This window comes from Allosaccharopolyspora coralli, from assembly GCF_009664835.1.
GTDB classification, from domain to species: Bacteria; Actinomycetota; Actinomycetes; order Mycobacteriales; family Pseudonocardiaceae; genus Allosaccharopolyspora; species Allosaccharopolyspora coralli.
This window is the reverse complement of sequence record NZ_CP045929.1, coordinates 540,715-554,666: the sequence shown is the minus strand read 5'-3', so window position 1 is coordinate 554,666 and position 13,952 is coordinate 540,715. Positions and strand designations below refer to the sequence as shown.

Sequence of the window (13,952 nt, the reverse complement as noted above, 5' to 3'; positions counted from 1 at the left end):
GCTCCGAGCCGACGGTGGCTACTTCTGCAGGGATTCCGCGTTGAACCGCGTGCGGCCGGTGACGAAGTAGTTCACGACCCAGAACAACACACCGACGCCCAGCAACAGCCCCATGATCACGTACTCGGTGGCGGGCCGCCCGGAGAACGGACTCGCGAAGAACGCGCAGGTGATCGCGCCGAGCACGGGCACCCAGGTCGGGGCGCGGAAGTGCTCGTGCTCGACCTTTTCCTTCCGCAGCACCAGAACGGCCACGTTCACGACGGCGAAGACGGTCAGCAACAGCAACGAGGTCGTGCTGCCCAGGTTCTCGATCTCCAACGTGCTCACCAGCGCGATCGCGATGATGCTCGTGAACAGGATGGAGACCCACGGAGTCTGCCGTTTGCGGTACACCGAGCCGAACTGCTTCGGGATGATCTTCTCGTTCGCCATGCCGTACAGCAGACGGCTGGCCATCAGCATGTTGATCAGCGCGGTGTTGGTGACGGCGAACAGCGCGATGGCCGAGAACAGCACGGCGGGGAACCACGGCGCGGCGGCCTGCACGACGAGCAGCAGCGGACCGTCGGAGGCGGCGAGCTCGTCCGTCGGCACCAACGTCGAAGTGATCACCGCGATCACCAGGTAGATCAGGGCGGTGACGCCGAGGCCCAGCAACAGGGCTCGCGGGAACGTCTTGGCCGGGTCCTTCGTCTCCTCGGCCATGTTCACCGAGTCCTCGAAGCCGACCATCGCGAAGAACGCCAAGGCGGTCGCCGAGGTGATCGCCAGCAACGGCGAGGAATCCGGGTTGAACTCCAGCAGCCGGGACGGGTCCGGCGTGACGTCCGGATTCGAACTCCCGCCGAACAGGGCGAACAGGCCTGTCGCGATGACGATGGCGAGACCACCGAGTTCGATGCACGTCAGCACGATGTTCATCTTCACCGACTCGCTGACGCCACGAAGGTTGATCGCGGCCAGCAGGAGGACGAAGCCGATCGCGATGCCCCACGACGGCACGCCGGTGCCGATGACTTCCTCCATGTAGTCGCCGCTGAACGCCTGCGCGGCGGACGCGGCGGAGGTGATGCCCGAGCTCATCACGGCGAACGCGATGAGGAAGGTCAGGAAGTGGATCCCGAACGCGCGGTGGACGTAGAGCGGCGCGCCACCCGCCTTCGGGTACTTGCCGACCAGTTCCAGATAACTGAACGCGGTCAGGAACGCCACGACGAACGCGACGAGGAACGGCACCCACAGCGCGCCGCCGACCTTGCCTGCGACCTTGCCGGTCAGCGAGTAGATCGTGGTGCCGAGGATGTCTCCGATCACGAAGAACAACAGCAGTTTGGGCCCCATCACCCTCTTGAGGCCAGGGTTCTCCGGGCCTCCCGACGCGTCGGGGCTCACGGTGGTCTCGTTCGCCATGCGGGAGAGTGTGCACCGGCCACCCGGACGGGCTAAAACCGCCCCCCGAACCGTGAACGAACCAGGTCAGGGATGGTGTTGCGGTTCCGTCCGTCCCGGTTCGGCTTCCTCGACCGGCGCCCGATAGCGCCAGAAGGCCGGCATGCACAGAGCCGCGACGACGGTGAACACGACGACGAGCACTCCGCCGCCGGCGACCGCGGTTTGAGTGCCGAGCGCGGCGCCGCCGGCGCCGTGGAGCGTGTCGGCGAGCCTCGGTCCTCCGGCCACCACGACGACGAACACGCCCTGCATGCGGCCGCGCATCGAATCGGTGGCTGCCGCCTGCAGGATGGCGCTGCGGTAGACCATGCTGATCAGGTCCGCGGCTCCGCCGATCGCGAGGAACAGCACGGCCAGCCACAGCACGTCCGTCATGCCGAAGGCGACCACGGCGACACCCCAGGCGAGCACGGCGAGGGTGACTCCGACACCGTGCCGCTGAAAGCGATGCAGCCAACCGGACACGACCCCGAGCAGGAACGCCCCGATCGGGATCGCCGCGAACAGCCACCCGAGCGCGGTGCCCCCTCCCGGCGGGTCACCGAAGGTGCGCTCGGCCATCTCGGGGAACAGCGCTCGGGGCATCCCGAACACCATGGCGATGATGTCCAGGACGAACGAGGCCAGCAGCACCTTGTGCAGGGTGAGGTACCGGAACCCGTCGATCACCGAGCGCAGCCCCGCCGAGGTCGGGGCGCCTTCCTGCGGAGGCAACGCGGGCAGACGCACGATCGCCCAGAGCGCGAGGCTCAGTGCGACGGCGTCGATCAGGTACAGCACAGGCAGGCCGGTGACGGCGAGCAACGAGCCGGCCATCAGCGGGCCCATGATCGAGCCGAACGTGAAAACGGTCGCTCCGAGCGCCTGCGCGGGCGCGAGCAGGTGCAGCGGGATCAGGCGCGCGATCGTGGCCATCCGTGCGGGCGAGTTCACCGCGAAGAACGTCTGCTGCAGCGAGAACAGACCGAGCACCACCCACGGCGAGCGCACGTCGGCTGCCGCGACGAGCCACAGCAGGACCGCGGTCGCGGCCAATCCCGTGTTCGTGATCAGCAGGAGTTTCCGCCGATCCACAGTGTCCGCGACGGCGCCGCCCCACAGCCCGAACACGAGCAGCGGCATCAGCCCGAACAACCCCGCGAGGCCGACGTAAGCCGACGTTCCGGTGATCGTGTAGAGCTGCGTGGGCACCGCGACGGTGCTCAGCGAGGCGCCGACCGTGGTGACGATCGTCGAGATCCACAGCCTGCGGTACGCGGGGTACCGCAGCGGCCGCGTGTCGAGGAAGACCGTGCTGAGCAGCCTTCCCAAAGCTGCGGTGCGTCCTGCGCGCGACTCCCCCAGCTCCCGCCCGCGCACACCCATCCCCCGGACTCTATCCCCGCCCCTCACCCGCCCAGGGGGGTGGCAAATTCGCGCGAATTTGCCACCTCGTTGTCCACAAGGGGCGGAGTTGTCCACAACCCGATGTGGTCACTCGGAGATTCACGAACCGTGAGCCCGGAGACTCCCCTGCCCTCCACCCGCTGCCCACGGCCTCGACGGAACCGCCCGGCAGCCGGTCCACGACCGTCGCGCACGGCCGGATCCCGGTGGCAAATTCGCGCGAATTTGCCACCTCGTTGTCCACAAGGGGTGGAGTTGTCCACAGGGGGCGTGGGTGGGTGACGGGAGGCTGGAGGGCTCCGGTCGGGGTGGGGAGGCTCGCGGCTGGGGCCGGGTCAGGGGGCGAGGCGCTCGACGGTGAAGGACTCGCCCTCGCGGCGGAATCGGAGCCTGTCGTGCAGCCGGTCCGGGCGCCCCTGCCAGAACTCCACCACGTCCGGCCGGATCCGCCAGCCGCCCCAGTGCGGCGGCACCGGCACCTTCTCCGCGTCGGCGAACCGACGCTCGATGCCGGTCAGCGCCGACTGCAAGGCCGGGCGTCCGGTGACCACCCGCGACTGCGGTGACGCCCACGCGCCGAGTTGTGAACCCCGGGGCCGCTGCGCCCAGTACTCCGCGGTCTCGTCGGACCGCACCTTCTCGACCTCGCCGCGCACGTTGACCTGGCGCTGCATCGCGTACCAGGGGAACGTGGCCGCCGCGACCCGCGTCGCGGACAGGTCGTGGCTTTTCGCCGAGGTGTAGTTGGTGAAGAGCACGAGCCCACGCTCGTCGAACCCCTTGCACAGCACGGTTCGCGACGACGGCATCCCGTCCGCGTCGGCGGTGGCGAGGACCATGGCGTTCGGTTCGGGCAGTTCGGCGCCCACCGCTTCGTCGAACCAGAGCTGCAGTTGCTCGTGCCAGGTGTCGGCGAGGAACGTCTCGTCGAGCGCTCCGGCCTCGTAGGACACGCGCATCGAGGGCAGCGTGGTCTTCGCCTCGGGCGTCATCGGCTCGTCCTCCCTGGGTCCGCCCGACGTGGCTGGGCGCGCTCGTGGTGACTGGGCGTGTCCTGCGGCTGACGCCGGACAGTACGGGGTGCGAGGCCCTGACGACAGCCCGCGAACGTGCGAAGCAGCCGACAGCGCCGACCACTCGACCGTAAACGCGGCGCGAACACGTGCCGAATGCCAGGCGTCGGCCCGATCGATTCCGTAATCAATTCAGTGTTCGGTCACACACTGAACACTCAAGCCCCGCTCACCAACATGCCCATAACCCACGAGCCCGGCACAGCCGGAACGCTGCGAGCCCGCCTCGAAGCCGAATGTGATCACTGTCATGCACCCGGCCCGGGTCGGATGATTGCCGCCGCGCCACCCGCGGGTGCACTGTTGTCCAACGCCAGGGCCGCCTCGTCGCAACCTCGCACCCCGCCACGCACCATCCACAGCCGTCGGAACGCTCCGTCGGACCGGCTCAGCGAGGAGACGAGGCAATCATGTCCGCAGCTCAGGCAGCTTCCCACGCACCGACCCCTCCCGAGACGACGTTCAGTCCGGGGCTGGAAGGCGTCGTCGCGTTCCACACCGAGATCGCCGAGCCCGACCGGGACGGCGGCGCGCTGCGATACCGGGGCGTGGACATCGAGGACCTGGCGGGCCGTGTCCCGTTCGGCGACGTGTGGTCGTTGCTGGTCGACGGCCGGTTCGGCGACGCGCTGCCGCCAGCACCGCCCATGACGCTGCCGGTCTCCACCGGCGACGTTCGCGTGGACGCACAGAGTTCCCTGGCCACGTTGGCACCGACGCTGGGCATGCGCCCGCTGCTCGACGTCGACGACGCCCAGGCTCGGGACCACCTGGCCTGGACCTCCGCCCTCGCCCTGGACTTCGTCGCCCAGTCTGCTCGTGGGGCACAGTCTCCGGTGCCGCAGCCTGAGGTCGACGCCCACGCCGGTGCCACGGAGCGGTTCCTGACCCGGTGGCGCGGCGAGGCGAACCCCGCGCACGTCGAAGCTCTCGACGCCTACTGGGTCTCGGCGGCCGAGCACGGGCTCAACGCCTCCACGTTCACCGCCCGCGTCGTGGCATCCACCGGCGCCGACGTCGCGGCGACCCTCTCCGGCGCCGTCGGCGCCATGTCCGGTCCGCTGCACGGGGGAGCGCCCGCCCGCGTGTTGCCGATGGTCGAGGAGGTCGAGCGCACCGGCGATCCGCGCGGTGTGGTCGAAGGCATCCTGGACCGTGGTGAGCGGCTCATGGGCTTCGGGCACCGCGTGTACCGCGCCGAGGACCCTCGTGCGCGGGTGTTGCGTGCGACCTGCCGCCGTCTCGCCGCGCCCCGTTTCGATGCCGCCGCCGCGCTGGAGCAGGCGGCGTTGTCGGTGCTCCGCGAGCGCCGTCCGGACCGCGCGATCGAGACGAACGTCGAGTTCTGGGCCGCCGTCGTGCTGGATTTCGCCGAGGTCCCGCCGCCGATGATGCCCGCGATGTTCACCTGCGCCCGGACCGCGGGCTGGTCGGCTCACGTGCTCGAGCAGAAGCGCACCGGTCGGCTGGTGCGTCCGTCGGCGAAGTACGTCGGTCCGGAGTCCCGCTCGCTCGACGACGTCGCCGGCTGGGGCGGGGTGGCACCCCTCCCCGCCCCCGCGAGCTGAACTCACCCGTCCGAGTGACGATGCTGTGGAGCGAACGGCACTTTCGCCTCGTGTGGTGAGGCGAAAGTGCCGTTCGCCCCGCGGATTTGGTCGGCTGTGACCTGCGATATTGGCTACCGGCGCCCCGGAGCAGTAGGTTCTGGAGCAGGCCGTCGGAGTCGACTCCGACACGGCCGAGGGCGAAGGACCGGAGCACGCGACCCCATGTTCGCGACGGCCCGGTCCCGCGGCTCGACCGCATTCGAACCGGCAACGGCGCCGGTCATCTGGCCATGAACCGTGTTCGCACAACCACGACCGGAGGCGCCGGCATGACGCAGGCCGACACGCACACCGACCCCACCACGCTGCAGCTGCCCGCGGAGTTCGCCCCCGCTGACGGCCGGTTCGGCTGCGGACCGTCCAAGGTCCGGACCGAGCAGCTCGCGAAGCTCGCCGACGAAGGCGCGGCCGTGATGGGCACCTCGCACCGGCAGAAGCCGGTGAAGTCGCTGGTCGGGCGGGTCCGTGAAGGTTTGTCCCAGCTGTTCTCGCTGCCGGACGGCTACGAGGTGGTGCTCGGCGTCGGCGGCACCACGGCGTTCTGGGACGCCGCGGCGTTCGGGCTGGTCCGGGAGCGCGCGCTGAACCTCACCTACGGCGAGTTCTCCTCGAAGTTCGCGAAGGCCACCGAGGCCGCACCGTGGCTGGCCGACCCGATCGTGATCTCCGCCGAGCCCGGCGACGCCCCGGACCCGGTGGCCGACCCGACCGCCGACCTCATCGGCTGGGCACACAACGAGACCTCCACCGGCGTGATGCTGGAGCCCACCCGCCCGGCGGGTTCGGAGCACGCGCTGATCGCCGTCGACGCGACCTCCGGAGCGGGCGGCCTGCCGTTCGACGCGGCCAACGCGGACGTCTACTACTTCGCACCGCAGAAGTGCTTCGCCTCCGACGGCGGGTTGTGGATCGCGGCGATGAGCCCGAAGGCGATCGAGCGGATCGGCGAGATCGGCGACTCGGACCGCTACGTGCCGGAGTTCCTGTCGCTGACCACGGCGCTGGACAACTCGCGCAAGGACCAGACCTACAACACGCCCGCGGTGGCGACGCTGTTCCTGCTGGCCGACCAGATCGAGTGGATGCTCGCGCAGGGCGGACTGGACTGGTGCACGCAGCGCACGAAGGAGTCCTCGCAGCGGCTGTACCAGTGGGCGGAGTCCTCGGAGTTCGCCACGCCGTTCGTCGACGACGCGGCGAAGCGCTCGCAGGTCGTGGTCACGCTCGACTTCGACGACTCGATCGACGCGGCCGCCCTCGCCAAGGCGTTGCGCGCCAACGGGGTGGTCGACACCGAGCCGTACCGCAAGCTCGGCCGCAACCAGTTGCGCGTGGGGACGTTCCCCGCGATCGAGCCGGACGACGTGACGAAGCTGACCGGTGCGATCGACTGGCTCGTCCCGCGGCTGCGCTGATCAACCGTTTTCTCCCCGCACAGCGCCGAATCCCCGGGTTCCCAGTGGAGCCCGGGGATTCGTCCATCTCGGACGGTCCCGGCAGCGGCATTCGTCGGGCGGATCGATCCGCGTCACTGCGGCGGCGGAATCACGTCAGATCAGGAAAGATGGTGACAACGAACTGTGCGGCCCGGCGCGCCTCACTCGTCAAGACGCCGCGCCGCGCTATCGTCACAGCTTGGTGACATGTAGTCGGCGGGAGGCTGGCATATGCGAGCGCTGCGGGTGGTCGGGCTCGACGAGGACGGTGAGACCGTCGTCTGTGAGGACCCGGAGACGGGCGACCGTTTCTCGGTGCCCGCGGACGAGCGGCTGCGCGCGGCCGCCCGCGGCGATCTGACCCGACTCGGCCAGGTGCAGATCGAGTTGGAGGCCCAGATGCGTCCTCGGGAGATCCAGGCACGGATCCGGTCGGGCGCCTCGGTGGAGCAGGTCGCGGCCTCGTCGGGAATCCCGGAGCAGAAGGTGGAGCGCTACGCCTACCCGGTGCTGCTCGAGCGGACCCGGACCGCGGAGATGGCCCAGCGCGCGCACCCGGTCCGGGAGGACGGGCCGGACGTGCAGACGCTCGGTGAGGTCGTGGCGCACACCTTCGGGATGCGCGGCCACGACTACGCGGAGACCAGCTGGGACTCGTGGCGGGGCGACGACGGCAAGTGGGTCGTGCAGCTTCGCTGGAACGCGGGCCGCTCGGACAACGTCGCGCGCTGGGTCTTTCACCCGGGCGCGCACGGCGGCACGGTGGCCGCGCTGGACGATCACGCCGCCGACCTGCTCGACCCGGCGCCGAATCGCCCGCTGCGCACGGTGCGCCCGGTGACGGAACTGGCACGGGAGGCGCTCGAGCTCGACCAGGACGAGGAGACCGACGAGGGTCAGCAGAGCCTCCCGGTCGCGGAGCAACCGACCGCTGCCCCGCCGCAGCCGCGGCGCAGCGCCACCCCGTCGATCCCGCCGCTGGACATGCCGCAGCGCGCCGAGCGCAAACCCGCCCCGGAGCCGGAACCGGTGGAGCCGGTGCAGGCCGAGGAGCCTCCGGTCGCCGAGGTCGACGAGCCTCCGATGGCCGAGGTCGAGGAGCTGCCGCTCACCGACCCGGAGGAGTCTGCGGAGGCGCCGGAGGACCAGCGCGCGCCGGAGTCGCCGCGTCGGGGCCGCAAGAACCATCCGATCGTCCCGTCCTGGGAGGACGTCCTGCTGGGAGTCCGCTCCCACCGCTGACGGCGGCTCACGCCTCGGCGCGTCAGAGGGCGTGTGGGGACTGGCATGTGTGCCGTAGGGCACGCCTCACACCCGATCAGTCGCGGCACGGTGCGAGGCTCCGTTCCAGTTCGTCCCTCCTCAGGCAGGGGTTCTCCTACACCGCGGTATCGGACCCTCTGCCCACGTTCCGAAATGCCTTCTCAAGCCCCGAGCAGGCTGAACAGCAGGCCGATCCAGGCCAGGACGATCCCCGCTGCGACGCCGTAGGCGACCCAGCGCCACACGAGCACGCGCCGCCCGAGCCAGATGGACGGTGCGAATCCGGCGGCCACGGCGAGGTTGACGGCGATCGCGAGCAGCACGTTCACCTGGGTGAGACCGGCGGTGACAATGACGAGCGCGGTCGCCGTGATCGCCGCGACGATCGCGGCGACGGTGAGCCCGGTCGCCCACGGCGTCGACTCGGGCGGTTCGCTGCGGTGGACGACCCGGTGAACGTCGCCGGTCACGGGATCGTGGTATCCGATCTCGTCGCCGAGCGACTGCGCGACTCGCGCGGCGAGTTGGCGCCCGCGCCGGGACACGGCGTCGGCGCGGGCGTCGGCTTCCTGGACGCTCGCGGCGATCCGCGCCCATTCCTGTAGCGCGTCGACGAGCCCGGGTGGCAGTCGGCAGTGGGCGGGATCGATCTCCCGCCGCTGCGGAGCGATCACGAGCACCGGGCGACCGTCGGCGACGCCCAGTTCCACCTTCGGCGTCATGCGGCCCCGTTCATCGCGTGGAAAGCGACGGCGGCGGAGGTGGCGACGTTGAGCGAGTCGACACCGTCGGCCATCGGAATGCGCACTGTCGTGTCCGCACCGGCAAGGGCCTCCTCGGTGAGTCCGGGGCCTTCGGAGCCGAGCAGGACCGCGACCTTGTCGTCGTCCAGTTCGGCCTCGCGCAGCGGCACTGCGTTCGGGCGTGGGGTGAGGGCGGCGGTCCGGTAGCCGTGAGCGGTCAGCGCCTCGAACACCGCCGACATGCTCTCGACCGGAGCGAACGGCACCCGCAGCACGTGTCCCATCGACACCCGAACGCTGCGCCGGTACAGCGGGTCGGAGCTGCCGGGACCGAGCAGGATCGCGTCGACACCGAGCGCGGCGGCGTTGCGGAACAGCGAGCCGAGGTTCTCGTGGTCCCCGATGCCTTCGAGGACCGCGACCCGCTTGCTGCGCGCGAGCAGCACGTCGAGGTCCGGGACAGGGGCTCTGTCGGCGACGGCGAGCACACCCCGGTTGAGATGGAATCCGACCACCCGGGCCATCACGTCGGCCTCGGCGACGTGCGCGGGAACGTCGACGGCGGCGAGCGGCTCGGCGAGTGCGTCGAGCCTGCGGCGCACCCCGAGCAGCGAGCGCACCGGGTACGGCGAGGCGAGGAGCCGTTCCACCACGACGACGCCTTCGGCGATGACGAGCCCGCGTCCCCCGGGCCGGTCCGGTCGGCGGTCGGCGGTGGCGAGGTCGCGAAAGTCGTCCACGCGGGGGTCGTCGACCTCGGTCACTTCGATCACCGTCGCCACGTGCTCATTTTCGCATCTCGCGCCGGGGTGTTCCGCCGCGGCATCGAGCCCTGCCGGGTCCCGTCAGCTGCGTGGGCCGCCACCCGCGGAACCACCGACGCACATCAACCCGCGCGCCCTCTGCCTCGGTCGAGTTCGTCACACCTGACGGAGGTGAACGGGAACGACACGCGACCGTTCGGGTAGAACGGTGTGGCGCCCGGACTGACTGCCACCACCACGCCGCACCCCGACCGCGAGGAGCCCCATGCCCCCGGGCGACGACGTCACCAGCGCGCGCGCCGACGTGACCAGGCACGATCCCGAGGTCGCCGCGGGAACACTCGCGGAAGCGACGGTCGGTGTCGCCTCGGACCCGCCGGAACCGGCGCCGCGCGGCTCGAAACTGCGGTTCGCGCTGATTCTCGGTGGGCTCACCGCGTTCGGCCCGTTGTCGGTCGACATGTACCTGCCCGCGTTGCCGCAGCTGACCACGGCTCTCGGGACGTCCTCGGCGCAGGCACAGCTGACCCTGACGACGGTGCTGCTGGGCTTGGCGTTCGGGCAGCTCATCGCGGGCCCGGTCAGCGACGCCGTCGGCAGGCGCGGCCCCCTGCTGGTGGGGGTGTCGCTGTACACGGTGGTGTCGGTGTTGTGTGCGGTCGCCGTCTCCGTGGAGCAGCTGACCGTGCTGAGGCTCGTGCAGGGTCTCAGCGCTGCGGCCGGGATGGTCATCGCGCGGGCGGCGATCCGCGACCTGTACTCGGGTGCCGAGGCGACCCGCTTCTTCTCCGCGTTGATGCTGGTGACCGGCCTCGCGCCGATTCTGGCGCCGGTGATCGGCGGCGGCGTGCTCACCTACACGACATGGCGCGGGGTCTTCGTCGTGCTCGCCGGGTTCGGCGCGTTGTTGCTGGCCGTGGTGGCGTTCGCCCTCCCCGAGACGAAGCCGCAACGCTGGCGGCAGCCGTTGAAGTGGCGGGCGACCGCGCGCACGTTCGGCATGTTGCTGCGCACCCGGTCGTTCCTCGGTAATGCCTTGGCCGCCGGTTTCGGTATCGCGGTGATGTTCGCCTACGTCTCCGGATCGTCGTACGTGTTGCAGGACGTCTACGGCATGTCGCCCCAGGCGTTCGCGCTCACGTTCGGGCTGAACTCGGTCGGCCTCGTCGCGTGCGGGCAGATCAACGGTCTGCTCGCGGGCCGCGTCGCCACCGAACAGCAGCTGTTGGGCAGGGCGCTGATCGCGGCCACCGTTTCCGGGGCCGTTCTCGTCACGACGGTGGCGGCGGGGCTCCCGTTGGTGGCGGTACTGGCAGCGATGTTCGTCCTCATCTCGTGCATGGGGTTCGTGATGCCGAATGCGGCGATGCTGGCGTTGGCCGATCACCGGGAGGTTTCCGGCAGTGCTTCCGCGCTGCTGGGGGCGTGCCAGTTCGTGATCGGCGCGCTCGCCGCTCCCCTCGTCGGTCTCGGCGGCGTCGAGTCGGCGCTTCCGATGGCTCTGGTGATGTTCGGGGTGGCACTCGCGGCCACCGTGACGTGGTGGGCGCTCGGTCGCCGTCGCCACACCCCCGCGCCGGTCACTGTGGCTCGCGGGCCCGGTCGCGACGCTGTGTGATACCCGGCCCTGGCCTGAGCCGCGGGCCTGCTCCGATCGGCCCGACGCCGAAGCCGATCAGCCATCCGCGATGGGTCCCGACGGCGCAGCAAGCCCGCTCCGGCAGGGATTTCGACCACCACGCGTGGCCTGCCGGAACACCGTTTTGGCCGCTGGCCCGGCCTCGGGGCGTGTGTCACGGTGAATTCTCTGGCGTGCCGACCAACCGAAGCGGGGGAGTGCGGCATGGGCACGGACGAGACGAACCGGACATTCAGGTCGGTCGACCGGCAGCGGTACCGGGACAAGATGCAGCGGGGGCTCGACGCACTCGCCCGGATGCTCGCCGACGGCAACTTCTCCTTCCCGCACCAGCAGATGGGGCTGGAGATCGAACTCAGTCTCGTCGACGAGACGATGGCTCCGTCGATGTCGAACTCGGTCGTGCTGCAGAAGATCGACGACGAGTCGTTCACCACCGAACTCGGCCAGCACAACGTGGAGATCAACGTGCGGCCGCGAGCGCTGGCGGGTGAGAACGCGCTCCTGCTGGAGGACGAGCTGCGCCGCGCACTGATCGGCGCGGACCACAAGGCTCACGACGCCGGCGCGAAAATGGTCATGATCGGCACGCTGCCGACGATGTTCACCGAGCACCTCGACCCGCGTTGGCTGTCGAAACCCCCGCGCTACGCGCTGCTCAACGAGCAGATCTTCCGCGCCAAGGGCGAGGAGATGCTGCTCGAGATGGAGGGCCGCCCGCTCGACGGCGGCGACAAGGAACATCTGCGTTCGTACGCGGACTCGATCCTGCCCGAGTCGGCGTCGACGTCGGTGCAGCTGCACTTGCAGGTGGCGCCGGAAGACTTCTCCGCGCACTGGAACGCGGCGCAGTGCATTGCGGGGGTCCAACTGGCGATCGGTGCGAACTCACCGTTCCTGCTGGGAAAGGCTCTCTGGCACGAGACCCGGGTTCCGTTGTTCACGCAGTCCACCGACACGCGGCCGGTCGAGCTCAAGAACCAGGGCGTGCGGCCGAGGGTGTGGTTCGGGGAGCGCTGGATCACCTCGATCTTCGACCTGTTCGAGGAGAACGTCCGCTACTTTCCCGCCCTGCTGCCGGAACCGGTCGAAGAGGATCCTGTCGGCGCTCTCGACGCGGGGCAGGCGCCGTCGCTGGCCGAACTCCGTGCGCACAACGGGACGATCTGGCGGTGGAACCGACCGGTCTACGACATCACCGACGGTGTTCCGCATCTCCGGGTGGAGAACCGGGTGCTGCCGTCCGGCCCCACGGTGATCGACGTGCTCGCCAACGCGGCGTTCTTCTACGGCGTGCAACGGTCGCTGACCGAACAAGACCGTCCACTCTGGACGCAGATGTCGTTCGAGGCGGCGGAGGAGAACTTCTACACGGGCGCCCGCAACGGGATGGACTCGCTGTTGTACTGGCCGGGCACCGGGTGGATCGCGCCCGACGAGTTGGTGCTGCGCAGGCTGCTGCCGATGGCGCACGAAGGGTTGCGCATGTGCGGGGTCTCGGATCGTGCACGGGAACACCATCTCGGAGTGATCGAGCAACGCTGTCTGACCCGCCAGACCGGAGCGTCGTGGCAACGCGATCTCGTCGTCAGCCTGGAACGGTCCGGGATGAAACGCCGGGCGGCGCTCGCGGAGATGCTGCATCGCTACGTCGAGCTCACCAACATCGGCGAGCCCGTGCACAGCTGGCCGCTGGACTGACCGCTCAGACCGTCCCTTCGAGGTCGAGCGTCCAGCGCTGCCCGTTTCGGCGAAGATTTCCGCGCACGCCGAACACGTCCGCCAGCAAGTCGGGGCCGAGCACGTCGCTCGGTGCTCCGGTGGCGACGAGACGGCCTTCGTCGAGCACCGCGAGCCGGTCGCAGTACGAGACGGCCATCCGCAGGTCGTGCATCGTCACGACCACGGTGAGACCCCCGGCCGCGAGTTCGCGAAGCAGCTCGAGCACCGCGAACTGGTGGCGCAGGTCGAGGTGATTGGTGGGTTCGTCCAGCACCAGTACCTCGGGCCGTTGCGCGAGTGCGCGGGCGATGGCGACTCGCTGGCGTTCGCCGCCGGAGAGCGTGCGGACGTCGCGGTCGGCGTGCTGCTCGACGGCGGTGGCGCGCAGGGCGTCCGCGACGATCGTGCGGTCGGCGTCCCGGATAGGCTGCAGCAGACCGAGATGCGGCGTCCTGCCCTGGCCGACCACGTCCCGCACGGTGAACGCGGCACTGGGGACGGGCTCCTGCACGGTGGCCGCGAGCACCGTGGCCAGCCGGCGCCGTGGCGTCGTCGGTACCGCGAGACCGGCGACCTCGGCAGCTCCGGCGGAGGCATTCAGCGCCCGGTACAGGGAGCGGAGCAGGGTGGTCTTGCCGCTGCCGTTCGGCCCGACGATCCCGAACACCTCGCCCTTCCGGACGTCGATGTCCACTTCGGACACGATGTCGTGGCCGTCGAGCCGGACGCTCCACCCTTCGGTCCGAACCGCCATCACTCCGCCTTCCGTCGGGGCGAACGGCACCCTCGCCCCACCACACGAGGCGAAAGTGCCCTTCGCCCCACCACACAGGGTGAACCGCTCTCCTCACCACACGAGGC

General features: G+C 70.0%; 11 protein-coding genes. 5 read left to right on the top strand and 6 right to left on the bottom strand.

Annotated features, from left to right (window positions below; all coding sequences use genetic code 11):
* Positions 1 to 18: 18 nt before the first annotated feature.
* The 3 genes from GIY23_RS02635 to pdxH all read right to left on the bottom strand — a co-directional run bounded on the left by GIY23_RS02635 (position 19) and on the right by pdxH (position 3,833).
* Complete coding sequence (locus GIY23_RS02635; protein ID WP_154075207.1) at positions 19 to 1,413, bottom strand: APC family permease; 1,395 nt, start codon at positions 1,411 to 1,413, stop codon at positions 19 to 21.
* A 66-nt stretch (positions 1,414 to 1,479) separates the two neighbouring features.
* On the bottom strand, positions 1,480 to 2,820 hold the full coding sequence (locus tag GIY23_RS02630; protein ID WP_154075206.1) for an MFS transporter: 1,341 nt from the start codon (positions 2,818 to 2,820) through the stop codon (positions 1,480 to 1,482).
* A gap of 356 nt (positions 2,821 to 3,176) precedes the next feature.
* The gene (gene pdxH, locus GIY23_RS02625) at positions 3,177 to 3,833 is read right to left on the bottom strand and encodes a pyridoxamine 5'-phosphate oxidase (RefSeq protein WP_154075205.1); all 657 of its coding nucleotides are present in this window, start codon (positions 3,831 to 3,833) and stop codon (positions 3,177 to 3,179) included.
* Positions 3,834 to 4,324: 491 nt separating this feature from the next.
* On the opposite strand from pdxH, the gene GIY23_RS02620 reads away from it, so the two are divergent.
* From GIY23_RS02620 to sepH, 3 genes are all read left to right on the top strand, one after another.
* A complete protein-coding gene (locus GIY23_RS02620; protein ID WP_154075204.1) occupies positions 4,325 to 5,482 on the top strand; it encodes a citrate synthase 2 in 1,158 nt (385 codons plus the stop codon).
* 311 nt (positions 5,483 to 5,793) lie between these two features.
* Complete coding sequence (gene serC, locus GIY23_RS02615) at positions 5,794 to 6,939, top strand: phosphoserine transaminase (protein ID WP_154075203.1); 1,146 nt, start codon at positions 5,794 to 5,796, stop codon at positions 6,937 to 6,939.
* 252 nt (positions 6,940 to 7,191) lie between these two features.
* Positions 7,192 to 8,202 (top strand): septation protein SepH, encoded by a 1,011-nt coding sequence (gene sepH, locus GIY23_RS02610; RefSeq protein WP_154075202.1) that lies wholly within the window; start codon positions 7,192 to 7,194, stop codon positions 8,200 to 8,202.
* Positions 8,203 to 8,384: 182 nt separating this feature from the next.
* On the opposite strand, the gene GIY23_RS02605 is transcribed toward sepH, so the two are convergent.
* Both GIY23_RS02605 and GIY23_RS02600 read right to left on the bottom strand, forming a co-directional pair.
* A complete protein-coding gene (locus GIY23_RS02605) occupies positions 8,385 to 8,945 on the bottom strand; it encodes a DUF2537 domain-containing protein (RefSeq protein ID WP_154075201.1) in 561 nt (186 codons plus the stop codon).
* Complete coding sequence (locus GIY23_RS02600; RefSeq protein WP_154075200.1) at positions 8,942 to 9,748, bottom strand: TrmH family RNA methyltransferase; 807 nt, start codon at positions 9,746 to 9,748, stop codon at positions 8,942 to 8,944. Before GIY23_RS02600 ends, GIY23_RS02605 begins: the two co-directional genes overlap by 4 nt.
* A 247-nt stretch (positions 9,749 to 9,995) precedes the next feature.
* Between GIY23_RS02600 and GIY23_RS02595 the strand changes: the two genes are divergently transcribed.
* Together GIY23_RS02595 and GIY23_RS02590 are read left to right on the top strand one after the other, a co-directional pair.
* The gene (locus GIY23_RS02595; protein WP_154075199.1) at positions 9,996 to 11,348 is read left to right on the top strand and encodes a multidrug effflux MFS transporter; all 1,353 of its coding nucleotides are present in this window, start codon (positions 9,996 to 9,998) and stop codon (positions 11,346 to 11,348) included.
* A 225-nt stretch (positions 11,349 to 11,573) separates the two neighbouring features.
* Positions 11,574 to 13,070 (top strand): glutamate--cysteine ligase family protein, encoded by a 1,497-nt coding sequence (locus tag GIY23_RS02590; RefSeq protein WP_154075198.1) that lies wholly within the window; start codon positions 11,574 to 11,576, stop codon positions 13,068 to 13,070.
* 4 nt (positions 13,071 to 13,074) lie between these two features.
* On the opposite strand, the gene GIY23_RS02585 is transcribed toward GIY23_RS02590, so the two are convergent.
* Positions 13,075 to 13,845: an ABC transporter ATP-binding protein gene (locus GIY23_RS02585; RefSeq protein WP_154075197.1), complete on the bottom strand. Its 771-nt coding sequence runs from the start codon at positions 13,843 to 13,845 to the stop codon at positions 13,075 to 13,077.
* Positions 13,846 to 13,952: the final 107 nt, after the last annotated feature.